Consider the following 14,343-nt stretch of genomic DNA (forward strand, 5'->3'; position numbering starts at 1 on the left):
TGTTAGCCCAGCAGTTCCTGCTCGAGCTTCTTGGCCATTTCCTCGATGTTCTCGGGCGGCCAGCCAGGGATGTCCATGCCCAGGCGCAGGCCCATGGAGCTGAGGACTTCCTTGATCTCGTTGAGCGACTTGCGGCCGAAGTTCGGCGTGCGCAGCATCTCGGCTTCGGTCTTCTGGACCAGGTCGCCGATATAGATGATGTTGTCGTTCTTGAGGCAATTGGCCGAACGCACCGAAAGCTCCAGCTCGTCCACCTTCTTGAGGAGGTAGCGGTTGAGCTGGTTGGCGTCCGATTCTTCCGGCTGAGCGGCAATGCCGATCATCGGGCTGGAAGGCTGCGGAATACCGTCTTCGAAGTGGACGAACAGGGTCAGCTGGTCCTGCAGAATGCGCGCGGCATAGGCCACGGCGTCTTCCGGGGTGACCGTACCGTCGGTTTCGACGTTCAGGCTCAGCTTGTCATAGTCCAGTTCCTGGCCAACGCGAGCGTTCTCGACCTTGTAGCTGACCTGCTTGATCGGCGAGTAGAGCGAGTCCACCGGGATCAGGCCGATCGGCGCATCGACAGGACGATTGGAAACCGCCGGGACATAGCCCTTGCCCGTATCGGCGGTGAGTTCCATGTTCAGCGTGGCACCTTCGTCGAGATGGCAGATCACGAGATCCTTGTTCATCACCTCGATATCGCCGGTAACGGCAATGTCGCCCGCCTTCACTTCGGCCGGGCCGGTCGCCGAAAGCTGCAGCCGCTTGGGGCCTTCGCCTTCCATCTTGAGCGCGATCTGCTTCACGTTCAGGACGATGTCGGTCACGTCCTCGCGCACGCCGGCGAGCGAGGAGAATTCATGCAGCACGTTCTCGATCTTGATCGAGGTGATCGCGGCGCCCTGCAGCGAGGACAGCAGCACGCGGCGCAGGGCGTTGCCCAGCGTCAGGCCGAAGCCGCGCTCCAGCGGCTCGGCAATGAAGGTCGCCTTGCGGCGGCCGTCGCCTCCGGCCTTCACTTCCAGACTGTTGGGCTTCTTGAGTTCCTGCCAGTTCTTCATGTTGACGGACATGGACTTCCCCTAGAGGTTTTATTTGCGGGATCGGCCGTCGGCGCCGGATGCGCCGCGGCCGATCCGAATTACTGTGCGGCCCCGAAGGGCCGCGGGCAGGTTCAAATCAGACGCGGCGACGCTTGGAAGGCCGCACGCCATTGTGCGGGATCGGCGTAACGTCGCGGATAGAGGTGATGGTGAAACCCACCGCCTGAAGGGCGCGCAGGGCGCTCTCGCGGCCCGAACCCGGGCCCTTCACTTCGACTTCCAGGGTGCGCACGCCGTGCTCGGCGGCCTTCTTGCCGGCGTCGTCGGCGGCGACCTGCGCGGCATAAGGCGTCGACTTGCGGCTGCCCTTGAAGCCCATCATACCGGCCGAGGACCAGCTGATCGCATTGCCCTGGGCGTCCGTGATGGTGATCATGGTGTTGTTGAAGCTGGCGTTCACGTGAGCGACGCCGCTGGTGATGTTCTTACGCTCGCGGCGCTTAATGCGCTGGGGTTCGCGTGCCATGGTTCGTATCCTGTCCTGAAAATGAGAAGGAAGCCGTGCCTGAAAGGCCGGTGCTTACTTCTTCTTACCTGCGATCGGCTTGGCCTTGCCCTTGCGGGTGCGCGCATTGGTGTGCGTGCGCTGGCCACGGACGGGCAGGCCCTTGCGATGGCGGAGGCCGCGATAGCAGGCCAGGTCCATCAGGCGCTTGATGTTCATCGCGGTGTTACGGCGAAGGTCACCTTCCACGGTGTAGCCAGCGTCAATCGCTTCGCGGATCTGCAGGACTTCCGCATCGGAAAGATCCTGAACGCGGCGGCTGTGGTCGATGCCCAGCTTGTCCGCGATGTCCTTGGCCGACTTGGGGCCGATACCGTGAATGTAGGTGAGCGCGATGATCACGCGCTTGTTGGTGGGGATGTTTACCCCGGCAATACGAGCCACTTAATTCTCCTGCTCCACAGAGGGCATCCGGATCGCCCGATGGCGGGCGGACAAACCTCTATCTCAACGCGTTGCGCATCTCCGGCAAAGACGACTTTTTCGCCACGGCAAAAAGCCCGGACGGCGAACACTGAATTGCCGCCTGCCGGACTGTCCGTCATTATCGGAGGGAAAGGCGCCTACGCCGATTCTCGCACGGCGTCAACCGCTAGCTTGCACGCGCATTCCGCGCCCAACGCAGCGGGCGTGATTGCCGAATGCTTAAGTATATACCCGAGAGAGAGGCCCCGGTCAAAGCCATCAATCCATCGGCCGCCCGGCGGTTCCCGAACAAGGCCGCCCTGCCCCAGACAATCGGACCGCACCGCCCCGCAAAGGGATCGGCACGGCCCGCATGTTCCGGAACGGATCAGTTGCCGAGGATAGCCTCGATGCCCGCCGTCACCACGTCGATATCGGCCATGCCGTCGACCCGGCTGACGATTCCGCGCGCTTCGTAGATCGGCAGGATCGGCGCGGTCTTGGCGCGGTATTCGGCCAGACGGGTGCGCACCGTTTCCTCATTGTCGTCGGGACGGCGCTTGAACTCGGTCCCGCCGCACTTGTCGCATACGCCTTCGACCTTGGGCTGCTCGAACTTGTCGTGATAGCCCTGCCCGCACTTGGCGCAGGTGAAGCGGCCGGTGATGCGTTCCACCAGCGCGTCTTCGTTCACTTCCAGCTCGATCACATGGCCAAGCGTACGGCCGTGCGCGGCCAGGATCTCGTCCAGCGCATGAGCCTGCTCGGCCGTGCGCGGATAGCCATCAAAGATGGCGCCTACGCCCTCGCCCATTGCTTCGAGCTCGTCGGAGATCAGCGCCGAGACGATCTCGTCGGAAACGAGCTCCCCCGCTTCCATGACGGCCTTCACGCGAAGCCCGGTCGGAGTTTCCGCCTTCACCGCAGCGCGCAGCATGTCCCCGGTCGAAAGCTGGCGCATGCCGTGGCGCTCAACGAGACGCTTTGCCTGCGTCCCCTTGCCCGCGCCCGGAGGCCCAAGAAGAATGATGTTCATTTGCCCTCCCCATTGATCCGGCACTGTCGACCCGGGCGGGCCTTGCAGCCCGCCCGCCGATCAGCGCAGTCGGCCTTTCAGCTTCGCCTTCTTGATAAGGTCACCATACTGGTGCGCCAGAAGGTGCGACTGGATCTGGGTAATTGTATCCACAGTCACGTTCACCACGATCAGCAGGCTGGTGCCGCCAAGGAACAGCGGAACGCCGGTCTGCGCGATCATGTATTCGGGAAGACAGCACACCACGGTGAGGTAGACAGCACCGATCACGGTAATGCGCGTCAGGACGTAATCCAGATAGGTGGCGGTGTTCTTGCCCGGACGGATGCCGGGGATGAAGCCGCCATTCTTCTTAAGATTGTCGGCCGTCTCTTCCGGATTGAACACCACGGCGGTGTAGAAGAAGCAGAAGAAGATGATGCCGATCGCATAGAGCGTCATGTAAAGCGGCTGGCCGTGCTGCAGATACTGGTTCAGCGTCACGATGATGCCGCCCAGCGTGCTGTCCGTGCTCACCGAATTGCCGGCGAACTGGCTGATCGTCAGCGGCAGCAGCAGCAGCGAGCTGGCGAAGATCGGCGGGATCACGCCTGCGGTGTTGAGCTTGAGCGGCAGGTGGCTGCGATCGGCCTGCATCATGCCGTGCTGGCTCGCTCGCTTGGGATACTGGATCAGCAGGCGCCGCTGGGCACGCTCCATGAAGCAGATCAGCAATACGAGGCCCACGACCATCCCGACAAAGCCGACGATCACGAAGGGATTGATCGAACCCGAGCGACCGCCTTCGAACATATTCGTCGTGAAGGTCGGGAACTGGGCAACGATGCCGGCCATGATGATCAGCGACACGCCATTGCCGATGCCGCGCGAGGTGATCTGCTCACCCAGCCACAGCAGGAACATGGTGCCGCCGATCAGGCTGATCACCGCCACGATACGGAAGGAAATACCCGGCTCGACCACGGCCTGCAGGCCGCTCTGCGCGCCATAGCTTTCGAGACCCGAGGCGAGGAACCAGCCCTGGACCGCGGTGAGGAACACCGCGCCATAACGGGTATATTGGTTGAGCTTCTTGCGCCCGCTTTCGCCTTCCTTCTTGATCGCCGCGAGAGCGGGATGAAGCGAGGCTGCGAGCTGCACCACGATCGAAGCCGTGATGTAGGGCATGATGCCGAGCGCGATGAGGCTCATGCGCTCAAGGCTGCCGCCCGAGAAAGTGTTGAACAGGTCGAGGATACCGCCGCGCGTCTGCGAATAGAGATCCTCAAGGATCAGCGGGTTGACGCCGGGCAGCGGAACGAAGCTCAGGAACCGGAAGACAATCAGCGCGCCGATCGTGAACCAGATGCGCTGCTTGAGCTCGGTCGCCTTCGAGAAGTTGGCGAGATTGAGGTTGCTCGCAATGTTGTCGGCGCGTGATGCCATGGGAACGCTTAACCTTTATTGGGGGCGCGGCAGCATATGCCGATCTTCCCCCGTCCTATCAGCTGAAGCCCATATAGGGGCCGGGCGGAGATGCGACCACCCCCGCCCGGACGATTCCCCGAATTATTCGGAAGCTTCGGCCGCAGGAGCGGCAGCAGCGAGCAGTTCGACCGAACCGCCAGCCTTTTCAACCGCAGCGACAGCGCCCTTGCTGGCGCCGGCGACCTTGAACGACACCTTGGCCGAGAGATCGCCCTTGCCGAGCAGACGCACGCCGTCCTTGCCGCCACGGGCAAGACCGGCAGCCTGCAGGGCCGCGTGATCGACAGTGCCCTTGATGTCGAGCTTGCCGGCATCGATGAACTTCTGGATCATGCCGATGTTCACTTCGGCATAGTCCTTGCCGAAGGGATTGTTGAAGCCGCGCTTCGGGATGCGCATGTGAAGCGGCATCTGGCCGCCTTCGAACCCGGCGATCGAGACGCCCGAACGTGCCTTGGCACCCTTCTGGCCGCGGCCGCCCGTCTTGCCCTTGCCGGAGCCGATACCACGGCCGATACGCATACGACCCTTGCGGGCGCCGGCATTGTCACGGATTTCGTTCAGTTTCATGATTTGCACTCGCTTTCGCTTTGTTCGCGCTGAATGGAAAGGCGGGCCCTTAAGGGAAAGGGGGGAGCTTGTCACCCCCCTTTGGCCACATCCTTCCGGGCATGGCGCGAACCGCCGAGGCGATCGCGCAGGAAATCGCGCATTGGCCGTTCGAACCAGACGTAGCTTACTCGCGCGATGGTCACTGCAAGAATGAAATAGAGCGCCAGGAACCACCAGTTCTGGGCAATCTCCTGGGTCTTTATCGCCGGCATCAGCACCAGCATCAGGGTAAGCTGAAGCGGGAAGTGCCAGAGATACACGCCATAGGTGTTCTCCCCCAACCACTCGCAGCTGCGGTCGAGCCAGGCAGGCGCCCGGCTCTGCCATTGGGCCAGCAGCAGGAAGAGCGCGCCGAACATGCCGGTAATACCGAAGGCCCGCCAGCCCCAGACGCCCCAGTGAAGGGTGACCGCCAGCCCCACCGCCGCGAGCAGTGCCACCAGCCCCGCCAGCCACCAGCCCTTGCCGAGGCGCCCTTCACGCAGCACGCTGAGCGTGCAGCCGGCGAAGAAATAGGACCCGCAGGACAAGACACCGGATTGGGCACCCCATTCATGGTCCGCCCAGGCAAAGCCGAGCGCCATGGCGATCGTGAAGAATGCCCCGAAACGCCGGGCCAATCCGCGCGTGAGCCAGAACACGGCATAGACCGCGATCTCGACCGATACAGACCAGACCGGCCCATTGAAGGACAGGCCCGTACGGATCCAGTCGGACGCCATGAAGAGCTGGGCGACGAAATGCTGCCAGTCGAACTTACCGTAGATCGGCGTGTAACCAAGGCGATGCAGCGCGACCAATTGCAGCGCGGTCACTACAAGCAAGGTCAACAGGTGCAGCGGATAAAGTCGCGCTATCCGGTTGACGAGGAAGCTGCGCGTGCCCACCCGGTGGCCGTAATAGACATGGGCAAATACGAAGCCGGAGATCAGCCAGAATATCTGGACCGCAAAATAGCCCCACTCATAGGCGGGCCAAAGAAACTCGCGCCCCGGAAACAGCTCGAGATAGCCGGGCACCTTGCGCCGGTCGGAACCGGACATGAAGAAATGGACATAGTGGTAGAACAGCACCGACAGTGCCGCGATGCCGCGCACCCCGTCGATCAGCGAGAGATAAGGCCGGTTGGCCGCCTTCCGCTCCGCCCTGCCCGTTCCCTGTGCCGCGCCTCTGCCTTCCATTGCGCGCCCTTGCTCCCGCGAATTCTCTGCGCTTACGAAAAACCCCGGCACGATGGCCGGGGTCTTCCTTGTCCGTATCGGTGGGGAACGGTCAGCCGACCACTTCCACCATATGGGGCAGCTTGGCGATGGCGCCGCGCACTTCCGGGGTGTCTTCCACCTCGACGACGCGGTGCATCTTGCCCAGGCCCAGGCCGATGAGGATCTTCTTCTGGCTTTCGGGCCGGCGGATCGGCGAACCGATCTGCTTGATCTTGATCTTTGCCATCGGTGCTTACTCCGTCAGGGCAGCGGCGTCGGCTTCAGCCTCGGCCTCGTTAGCGCCGCCACGGCCGAGCAGGTCGGCGACCTTCTTGCCGCGACGCTGGGCAACCGACTTCGGCGAAGTCTGGTTGATCAGCGCATCGAAAGTGGCGCGGATCATATTGTAGGGGTTCGAAGTGCCGACCGACTTGGTCACCACGTCGTGGACGCCCAGGCTTTCGAACACGGCGCGCATCGGACCGCCGGCAATGATGCCGGTACCCGCCGGGGCGCTGCGCACGTTGACCTTGCCGGCACCGAAGCGGCCCTTGCCATCATGGTGCAGAGTGCGGCCTTCCTTGAGGGGCACGCGCACCATCTTCTTCTTGGCAGAAGCAGTGGCCTTGGTGATGGCTTCCGGCACTTCGCGAGCCTTGCCGTGGCCGAAGCCAACGCGGCCCTTGCCGTCACCCACCACGACCAGCGCGGCAAAACCAAAGCGCTTACCGCCCTTGACGGTCTTGGAGACGCGGTTGATGTGAACGAGCTTTTCGATCAGCTCCTCACCCGCTTCTTCCTCGCCGCCACGGCCGCCACGGCGGTCGTCACGACGGCCACGGCCACGTTCACCGCGCTCGCCACGGTCACCACCGCGGCCACGGCCACGGCCACCACGGCCTTCGCGGGTTTCCCCGGTGGTCACTTCCACCGCGGCTTCGACGGCACCGGTGGTTTCCGGGGTCTGTTCGTTGTTGATCTCGTCAGCCATCATCAGAACTCCAGCCCGCCTTCGCGCGCGGCGTCGGCCAGCGCCTTGACGCGGCCATGGAACAGGAAGCCGCCGCGATCGAACACGACGGTAGTCACGCCAGCCTTCTTGGCGGCGGCGGCGATGTCCTTGCCCACCTGCGAGGCAGCATCGACATTGGCGCCGCTGGCCTTGATGCCCAGCGTCGACGCGGCGGCCACGGTGCGGCCTTCGGCGTCATCGATGATCTGCGCGTAGATGTGACGGCCGGTGCGGTGCACCGACAGACGCGGACGACCGCCCGCACGGCTCTTGAGCGCGGTGCGCACGCGGCGCCGGCGACGTTCGAAAAGGGAGAGCTTGGCCATCTTACTTCTTCTTCCCTTCCTTGCGGAAGATGTACTCGCCGCGATACTTGATACCCTTGCCCTTATAGGGCTCAGGCTTGCGCCAGCGACGAACTTCGGCCGCGAACTGGCCGACCATCTGCTTGTCGATGCCGGTGATCTCGACCGTGGTCTGATCGGGCGTCTTCACTTCGAGGCCTGCCGGCACGTCGAGGTCGACGTCGTGGCTGTAGCCGAGCTGAAGCTTGAGCTTCGCGCCCTGGGCCTGCGCACGATAACCCACACCGGTGATTTCCAGCACCTTGGTGTAGCCTTCGGTCACGCCCGAGACGAGGTTGGCAACCAGCGTACGCTGCATGCCCCAGAAGGAGCGGGCGCGCTTGCTGTCATTGGCCGGACGAATGGAAATCGTCCCGTCCTGCAGCTCGTAAGTAACATCGTCGGCAAGACCCAGCGTGAGAGTGCCCTTCGGGCCCTTCACGGTGAGGATACCGTCGTTGATATCGGCGGTGACGCCACTGGGGATCGTCACCGGCACTTTACCGATGCGGCTCATCAGAACACCTCCGCCAGCACTTCGCCGCCGACATTCTGCGCGCGCGCTTCGGCATCCGAAAGCACGCCGCGCGGCGTCGAGACGATGGTGATGCCAAGGCCGTTGCGGACATTCGGAAGTTCCTTGGAACCCGAATAGACGCGGCGGCCAGGCTTGGACACGCGAGCGACATGCTTGATCGCGGGCTCGCCTTCGAAATACTTCAGTTCGATCCGCAGCTGCGGGTGCTTGCCGGTGGCATCTTCCGAGTAACCACGGATATAGCCTTCGCGGCGGAGCACTTCGAGCACGTTGGCGCGCAGCTTGGAAGCGGGCGAAAGGACAGAATCCTTCTTCGCCTGCTGGCCGTTGCGGATGCGGGTGAGCATATCACCCAGGGGATCGGTCATAGCCATTTGCGGATCCTTACCAGCTCGACTTCGTCACACCGGGGATGAGGCCCTTGTTGGCCAGATCCCGCAGTTCGATGCGGCACAGGCCGAACTTGCGATAATAGCCGCGCGGACGGCCGGTGGTGGCGCAGCGGTTGCGCACACGGGTGGGGTTCGCGTTACGCGGGATTTCCGCCAGCTTCAGGCGAGCCATCAGACGCTCGGTTTCATCGAGCGACTCATTGTCGGCAATGGCCTTCAGCTTTGCGTACTTCGCCGCATACTTCTTCACGAGCTGCTTGCGACGCTCGTTCTTGTTCACGGAACTCAGTTTCGCCATGGACTTAAGCTCTCTCTATCAGCGGCTCACGCCGCTTCCTTCTGGTCCTGCTGGTCGGCAGGGAAAGGGAAACCGAACAGACGCAGAAGCTCGCGGGCTTCCTCGTCGGTCTTCGCAGTGGTGGTGACGATGATGTCCATCCCACGCACCTTGTCGATCTTGTCGTAGCTGATCTCGGGGAAGATGATCTGCTCCTTCACGCCCATGGCATAGTTGCCACGGCCATCGAAGCTCTTCGGATTGAGACCACGGAAGTCGCGGATGCGGGGCATCGCGATCGTCACGAGGCGATCGAGGAATTCGTACATGCGTTCGCGGCGCAGGGTAACCTTGCAACCGATCGGCATGCCTTCGCGCAGCTTGAACTGAGCGATCGACTTCTTCGCCTTGGTGATCACGGGCTTCTGGCCGGCGATCAGTTCCATTTCCTCGGCGGCCGTCTGGACCTTCTTCTTGTCCTGGCTGGCTTCGCCAACGCCCATGTTGAGCGTGATCTTTTCCAGCTTCGGAACTTCAAGGCGGTTCTTGTAACCGAACTTCTCGGTCATCGCCTTGACGATCTGGTCCTCATAGCTCTGCTTGAGGCGAGGGGTATAATTGTCAGCCACTGATGACCTCCCCGGACTTCACGGCCACACGGACCTTCTTGCCATCACGCTCTTCGAAGCGAACGCGCGTCGCCTGGCCCGACTTGGGATCGGCCAGAGCAACCTTGGAAACGGCGAGCGGCGCTTCGAAGCGGTCGATACCGCCCTGCGGGTTCGCCTGCGACGGCTTGCGGTGGCGGGCAGCGACGTTGACGCCCTGCACCACGACCTTGCCGTCCTGCGGAAGCACCTTCAGCACGGTGCCGGTGCGGCCCTTGTCCTTGCCCGAACGAACAACGACGGTGTCGCCCTTCTTGATCTTCGCGGCAGACATTACAGCACCTCCGGTGCGAGCGAGATGATCTTCATGAAGCCCTTGCCGCGAAGTTCGCGAACCACGGGGCCGAAGATACGAGTGCCGATCGGCTCCTCGTTCTTGTTCACGAGAACAGCGGCATTGGTGTCGAAGCGGATCACGCTGCCATCGGGACGGCGAACGTCCTTCCTGGTGCGCACGATAACGGCGCGGTGAACGTCACCCTTCTTCACACGAGCACGCGGCTGCGCCTCCTTGATGGAGACGACGATCACGTCGCCAACGCCAGCGGTACGGCGCTTGGAGCCGCCCAGCACCTTGATGCACTGGACGCGCTTCGCGCCGCTGTTATCCGCGACGTCGAGGTTGGATTGCATCTGGATCATTGATCCGGTTCCTTCTCAATCGGCTTGCCGAAACCAGTCCGGCAGTTCCAAAATCTTCAGCTTACGCTTCGGCTTCGAGATTGGCTTCGAGAGCCGTGCCCTTACCGGCCGTCACCCGGTCGAGGACCTTCCAGCTCTTGGTCTTCGAAATCGGGCGGGTCTCTTCGATCCGAACGGTTTCGCCAACCTTGAACGAATTGTCTTCGTCGTGGGCGTGGTACTTCTTCGAGCGGCGGATGATCTTCCCGTACAGCGGGTGCTTCACCTTACGCTCGACCTTGACCGTGACGGTCTTGTCGGTCTTGTCGGAGACGACGGTCCCGATCAGGATACGCTTCGGCATCGTCTAACTCCTCAGGCCTTGGCGGCCGCAGCGCGTTCGCTCTGCAGCGTCTTGATGCGCGCGATCTCGCGGCGGACTTCCTTCACTCGGGCGGGACGCTCGAGCTGGTTGGTCGCGGCCTGGAAGCGCAGGTTGAACTGCTCGCGCTTGAGGTCGACGAGTTCAGCGGTCAGCTGGTCGTCGGTCTTGGTGCGGAGATCTTCGATCTTGTTCATCGCTTAGCCCTCCAGGTGCGAGGTGTCGCCGAGACGGGCAACGACCTTGGTCTTGATCGGCAGCTTCATCGCAGCGCGGCTGAAAGCCTCGGCTGCGAGCGGGCCGGCGACGCCGTCCAGTTCGAACAGGATGCGACCCGGCTTAACGCGGGCAGCCCAATATTCGATCGAACCCTTGCCCTTACCCTGACGGACTTCGGCAGGCTTCTTCGAAACCGGCACGTCCGGGAAGACGCGGATCCAGAGACGGCCCTGGCGCTTGATGTGACGCGTGATCGCACGGCGAGCCGCTTCGATCTGGCGGGCGGTGATCCGCTCCGGCTCGAGGGCCTTGAGGCCGTAGGAGCCGAAGTTCAGGCTCGAACCACCCTTGGCATCACCCTTGATGCGGCCCTTGAACGCCTTGCGGAACTTGGTTTTCTTCGGTTGCAGCATTGTCTCTACTCAGCTCCCGATCAGCGCGCCGGACGGACGCCGGAGGTTTGAGCCTCCATCATCAGCCGGTCCTGCGCGAGCGGATCGTGGGCGAAGATCTCACCCTTGAAGATCCAGCACTTGATGCCGATGATGCCATAGGCGGTCAGCGCCTCGGCTTCGGCATAATCGACATTGGCGCGCAGCGTATGCAGCGGCACGCGACCTTCGCGATACTGCTCGACACGGGCGATTTCGGCGCCGCCGAGACGGCCGCCGCACATCACCTTGATGCCGTCGGCACCGAGACGCATGGCGGACTGCATCGCGCGCTTCATCGCACGGCGGAAAGCCACGCGGCGAACGAGCTGGTCGGCAATGCCCTGGGCGACGAGCTTGGCGTCGATTTCCGGCTTGCGGATTTCAACGATGTTCAGCTTCACTTCGCTCTGGGTCATCTTCGAAAGCTGCGTGCGCAGCTTCTCGATGTCGGCGCCCTTCTTGCCGATGATCACGCCGGGACGCGCAGCATAGATGCTGACGCGGCACAGCTTGGCCGGACGCTCGATCACGATCTTGGAGATCGCGGCCTGCGGCAGGGTTGCGATCACGAACTTGCGGATCTTGATATCTTCCTCGAGCAGCTTGGCATAGTCACGCCCTTCGGCGTACCAGCGGCTGTCCCAGGTGCGGTTGATCTGCAGGCGCAGGCCAATGGGGTTTGATTTATGACCCATGATCAGGCCTCCTCGACTTCGCGGACGACGATACGCAGCCGGCTGAACGGCTTCAGGATGCGCGTGGACTTGCCACGACCGCGCGTGTGAAACCGCTTCATGGTCACCGACTTGCCCACGCTCGCTTCGGCGACGATCAGAGCGTCGACGTCGAGATTGTGGTTGTTTTCGGCATTGGCGATCGCCGAGGCGAGCACCTTCTTCGCGTCCTGCGCCATCGCCCGCTTGGAGAAGGTCAGGATGTTGAGGGCTTCTTCAGCCTTCTTGCCGCGGATCAGACCGGCGACGAGGTTGAGCTTCTGAGCCGAACCACGGATGGTGGTGCCGACCGACAGCGCTTCCTTTTCACCGACGCGACGGGGAGCTTTCTGCTTGCTCATCAGCGCTTACCCTTCTTGTCGGCTGCGTGGCCGGGGAAATTGCGCGTGGGCGCGAATTCACCAAGCTTGTGACCGACCATTTCCTCGTTGACCGAGACGGGGATGAACTTCTGGCCATTGTAGACGTTGAACGTCAGGCCAACGAACTGCGGCAGGATCGTCGAACGACGCGACCAGGTCTTGATCGCGCCAGCGCGAGTGCCCTGATCCTGCGCGTCTTCTGCCTTCTTCAGCAGATGCAGGTCGACGAACGGGCCTTTCCAGACGGAACGAGCCATGGGGCTTACCTCTTCTTCTTCGCGTGACGCGAACGGATGATCATCTTGTCGGTCGACTTGTTGTGCCGCGTGCGCGCACCCTTCGTCGGCTTACCCCACGGAGTAACCGGATGACGGCCACCCGAGGTGCGGCCTTCACCACCGCCGTGCGGGTGGTCGACCGGGTTCTTGGCGACACCGCGGGTGAGCGGCTTCACGCCCATCCAGCGACGACGACCAGCCTTGGCAAGCGTCTGGTTCGAATTGTCCGGGTTGGACACCGCACCGACCGTACCCATGCAATCGCCACGCAGGTAACGCTGTTCGCCCGAGTTCAGGCGGACGATCACGAGACCGCGGTCACGACCGACCAGCTGCACATAGGTGCCTGCCGAACGGGCGATCTGACCACCCTTGCCCGGCTTCATCTCCACGTTGTGGCAGATGGTGCCGACCGGCATCTGGCTGAGCAGCATGGCGTTGCCCGGCTTCACGTCGGTCTTTTCACCGGCGATCACCTGGTCACCCACGGCAACGCGCTGCGGTGCGAGGATATAAGCGAGTTCGCCGTCCTCGTACTTGATCAGCGCGATGAACGCGGTGCGGTTGGGATCGTATTCGATCCGTTCGACGGTTGCAGCAACGTCCCACTTGCGACGCTTGAAGTCGACGAAGCGATACTTCTGCTTGTGACCGCCACCAATGCCACGCGAAGTCACGTGGCCCTTGTTGTTGCGGCCGCCCGTCTTGCTCTTGCCCTCGGTGAGGGACTTGACCGGCTTGCCCTTGTACAGGCCCGAGCGGTCGACCAGCACGAGGCCGCGACGCGCGGGGCTAGTCGGCTTGTAGTTCTTGAGTGCCATTGTTCTCTAGCCTCAGATGCCGCTGGTGACGTCGATGGGGTCCTGGCCGGCAGCCAGGGTCACGATCGCCTTCTTCACGTCGGTGCGCTTATAGGCCTTGCCCTTCCAGCGCTTCGTCTTGCCCTTCTGGACAATCGTATTCACTGCCTTCACCTTGGTGTCGAACAGCGCTTCGACCGCTTCCTTGATCTGCGGCTTGGTGGCGCTGCCGGCGACCTTGAAGACGACTGCGTTGTTTTCCGACAGCAGCGTCGACTTCTCGGTGATGTGCGGCGAAAGGATCACGTCATAGTGACGCACATCCACGTCCTGCTTCTTAGCCATTGAAACGCGCCTCCAGCTTTTCGACAGCGGCGCGCGTCAGCACCAGCGTGTCATGCTTCAGGATGTCATAGACATTGGCGCCGATGGCGGGGAGGACGTTGATGTCCTTCAGGTTGCCGGCGGCACGCGCGAAGTTGTCGTTCACGCTTTCGCCGTCGATCACCAGCACCTTCTTGCCCCAGCCCGCCTTGGCGAGCTGACCGGCCAGTGCCTTGGTCTTGGCATCGGTCAGTTCAAGGCTGTCGACGACGACGAGGCCGTTCTTCGCCTTGGCCGAAAGAGCCATGCGCAGACCCAGAGCACGGATCTTCTTGTTGAGCGAGATGTCGAATTCGCGACGGCGGGCACCATGGGCCTTACCACCGCCAATGAACACCGGCGCCTTGCGGTCGCCGTGACGGGCCGTGCCGCCACCCTTCTGGCGGCCGAACTTCTTGCCGGTACGGGCAACGTCCGAACGCTCGCGGGTCGCACGGGCAATGCCGCGGCGATTTTCGAGCTGCCAGGTGACAACGCGGTGGAGGATGTCGGCGCGCGGCTCAAGACCGAACACGGCATCGTTCAGTTCAATATCGCCCTTGGCGACCGAACCGTCGAGGTTGGAAAGCTTCACCTTCACGAC

25 protein-coding genes are annotated in these 14,343 nt (G+C 62.6%); all 25 read right to left on the bottom strand.

Annotated elements, in window-relative coordinates; translation table 11 throughout:
* Window positions 1-2 precede the first annotated feature (2 nt).
* The 25 genes from WFP36_RS03770 to rplD all read right to left on the bottom strand — a co-directional run bounded on the left by WFP36_RS03770 (window position 3) and on the right by rplD (window position 14,340).
* On the bottom strand, window positions 3-1,058 hold the full coding sequence (locus tag WFP36_RS03770) for a DNA-directed RNA polymerase subunit alpha (RefSeq protein WP_336977970.1): 1,056 nt from the start codon (window positions 1,056-1,058) through the stop codon (window positions 3-5).
* A gap of 106 nt (window positions 1,059-1,164) precedes the next feature.
* Complete coding sequence (rpsK, locus tag WFP36_RS03775; protein ID WP_054530236.1) at window positions 1,165-1,554, bottom strand: 30S ribosomal protein S11; 390 nt, start codon at window positions 1,552-1,554, stop codon at window positions 1,165-1,167.
* Between the two features lie 54 nt (window positions 1,555-1,608).
* Entirely contained in the window at window positions 1,609-1,977 is a 369-nt protein-coding gene (rpsM, locus tag WFP36_RS03780; RefSeq protein WP_226792798.1) for a 30S ribosomal protein S13, read from the bottom strand.
* Window positions 1,978-2,386: 409 nt separating this feature from the next.
* A complete protein-coding gene (locus WFP36_RS03785) occupies window positions 2,387-3,034 on the bottom strand; it encodes an adenylate kinase (RefSeq protein WP_336977973.1) in 648 nt (215 codons plus the stop codon).
* A gap of 60 nt (window positions 3,035-3,094) precedes the next feature.
* Window positions 3,095-4,459, bottom strand: a complete 1,365-nt coding sequence (secY, locus tag WFP36_RS03790) for a preprotein translocase subunit SecY (RefSeq protein WP_336977974.1) — start codon at window positions 4,457-4,459, stop codon at window positions 3,095-3,097.
* Window positions 4,460-4,582: 123 nt separating this feature from the next.
* The gene (gene rplO, locus WFP36_RS03795; RefSeq protein ID WP_336977975.1) at window positions 4,583-5,071 is read right to left on the bottom strand and encodes a 50S ribosomal protein L15; all 489 of its coding nucleotides are present in this window, start codon (window positions 5,069-5,071) and stop codon (window positions 4,583-4,585) included.
* A gap of 71 nt (window positions 5,072-5,142) precedes the next feature.
* The gene (locus tag WFP36_RS03800; RefSeq protein ID WP_336977977.1) at window positions 5,143-6,294 is read right to left on the bottom strand and encodes an acyltransferase family protein; all 1,152 of its coding nucleotides are present in this window, start codon (window positions 6,292-6,294) and stop codon (window positions 5,143-5,145) included.
* Window positions 6,295-6,385: 91 nt separating this feature from the next.
* On the bottom strand, window positions 6,386-6,562 hold the full coding sequence (gene rpmD, locus WFP36_RS03805; RefSeq protein WP_054530242.1) for a 50S ribosomal protein L30: 177 nt from the start codon (window positions 6,560-6,562) through the stop codon (window positions 6,386-6,388).
* A gap of 6 nt (window positions 6,563-6,568) precedes the next feature.
* Entirely contained in the window at window positions 6,569-7,306 is a 738-nt protein-coding gene (gene rpsE, locus WFP36_RS03810; protein ID WP_336977979.1) for a 30S ribosomal protein S5, read from the bottom strand.
* Between the two features lie 2 nt (window positions 7,307-7,308).
* Window positions 7,309-7,653, bottom strand: a complete 345-nt coding sequence (gene rplR, locus WFP36_RS03815; RefSeq protein WP_336977981.1) for a 50S ribosomal protein L18 — start codon at window positions 7,651-7,653, stop codon at window positions 7,309-7,311.
* Between the two features lies 1 nt (window position 7,654).
* Complete coding sequence (rplF, locus tag WFP36_RS03820; RefSeq protein WP_054530244.1) at window positions 7,655-8,188, bottom strand: 50S ribosomal protein L6; 534 nt, start codon at window positions 8,186-8,188, stop codon at window positions 7,655-7,657.
* Window positions 8,188-8,583, bottom strand: a complete 396-nt coding sequence (gene rpsH, locus WFP36_RS03825; protein WP_226792791.1) for a 30S ribosomal protein S8 — start codon at window positions 8,581-8,583, stop codon at window positions 8,188-8,190. Before rpsH ends, rplF begins: the two co-directional genes overlap by 1 nt.
* 10 nt (window positions 8,584-8,593) lie before the next feature.
* Window positions 8,594-8,899, bottom strand: coding sequence for a 30S ribosomal protein S14 (gene rpsN, locus WFP36_RS03830; RefSeq protein WP_226792790.1), 306 nt, complete (start codon window positions 8,897-8,899; stop codon window positions 8,594-8,596).
* A gap of 26 nt (window positions 8,900-8,925) precedes the next feature.
* Entirely contained in the window at window positions 8,926-9,507 is a 582-nt protein-coding gene (rplE, locus tag WFP36_RS03835; protein WP_226792789.1) for a 50S ribosomal protein L5, read from the bottom strand.
* Entirely contained in the window at window positions 9,500-9,820 is a 321-nt protein-coding gene (rplX, locus tag WFP36_RS03840; protein WP_336977985.1) for a 50S ribosomal protein L24, read from the bottom strand. The genes rplE and rplX overlap by 8 nt, the downstream gene beginning before the upstream one ends.
* Complete coding sequence (gene rplN, locus WFP36_RS03845) at window positions 9,820-10,188, bottom strand: 50S ribosomal protein L14 (RefSeq protein WP_336977987.1); 369 nt, start codon at window positions 10,186-10,188, stop codon at window positions 9,820-9,822. Before rplN ends, rplX begins: the two co-directional genes overlap by 1 nt.
* Window positions 10,189-10,249: 61 nt before the next feature.
* Window positions 10,250-10,531: a 30S ribosomal protein S17 gene (gene rpsQ, locus WFP36_RS03850; protein ID WP_054530249.1), complete on the bottom strand. Its 282-nt coding sequence runs from the start codon at window positions 10,529-10,531 to the stop codon at window positions 10,250-10,252.
* Between the two features lie 11 nt (window positions 10,532-10,542).
* On the bottom strand, window positions 10,543-10,746 hold the full coding sequence (gene rpmC, locus WFP36_RS03855; RefSeq protein WP_336977990.1) for a 50S ribosomal protein L29: 204 nt from the start codon (window positions 10,744-10,746) through the stop codon (window positions 10,543-10,545).
* 3 nt (window positions 10,747-10,749) lie between these two features.
* The gene (rplP, locus tag WFP36_RS03860) at window positions 10,750-11,181 is read right to left on the bottom strand and encodes a 50S ribosomal protein L16 (RefSeq protein WP_226792785.1); all 432 of its coding nucleotides are present in this window, start codon (window positions 11,179-11,181) and stop codon (window positions 10,750-10,752) included.
* A gap of 20 nt (window positions 11,182-11,201) precedes the next feature.
* A complete protein-coding gene (gene rpsC / locus WFP36_RS03865; RefSeq protein ID WP_336977992.1) occupies window positions 11,202-11,897 on the bottom strand; it encodes a 30S ribosomal protein S3 in 696 nt (231 codons plus the stop codon).
* Window positions 11,898-11,899: 2 nt separating this feature from the next.
* A complete protein-coding gene (rplV, locus tag WFP36_RS03870; protein ID WP_054530253.1) occupies window positions 11,900-12,277 on the bottom strand; it encodes a 50S ribosomal protein L22 in 378 nt (125 codons plus the stop codon).
* Window positions 12,277-12,555, bottom strand: coding sequence for a 30S ribosomal protein S19 (gene rpsS, locus WFP36_RS03875; RefSeq protein WP_336977993.1), 279 nt, complete (start codon window positions 12,553-12,555; stop codon window positions 12,277-12,279). Before rpsS ends, rplV begins: the two co-directional genes overlap by 1 nt.
* A 5-nt stretch (window positions 12,556-12,560) precedes the next feature.
* Window positions 12,561-13,397, bottom strand: a complete 837-nt coding sequence (rplB, locus tag WFP36_RS03880) for a 50S ribosomal protein L2 (protein WP_336977994.1) — start codon at window positions 13,395-13,397, stop codon at window positions 12,561-12,563.
* A gap of 12 nt (window positions 13,398-13,409) precedes the next feature.
* On the bottom strand, window positions 13,410-13,721 hold the full coding sequence (locus tag WFP36_RS03885; protein WP_054530256.1) for a 50S ribosomal protein L23: 312 nt from the start codon (window positions 13,719-13,721) through the stop codon (window positions 13,410-13,412).
* Window positions 13,714-14,340 (bottom strand): 50S ribosomal protein L4, encoded by a 627-nt coding sequence (gene rplD / locus WFP36_RS03890; protein ID WP_054530257.1) that lies wholly within the window; start codon window positions 14,338-14,340, stop codon window positions 13,714-13,716. The genes WFP36_RS03885 and rplD overlap by 8 nt, the downstream gene beginning before the upstream one ends.
* Between the last annotated feature and the right edge of the window lie 3 nt (window positions 14,341-14,343).

This window comes from Fulverythrobacter fulvus (assembly GCF_037154085.1).
Classification (GTDB): domain Bacteria; phylum Pseudomonadota; class Alphaproteobacteria; order Sphingomonadales; family Sphingomonadaceae; genus Andeanibacterium; species Andeanibacterium fulvum.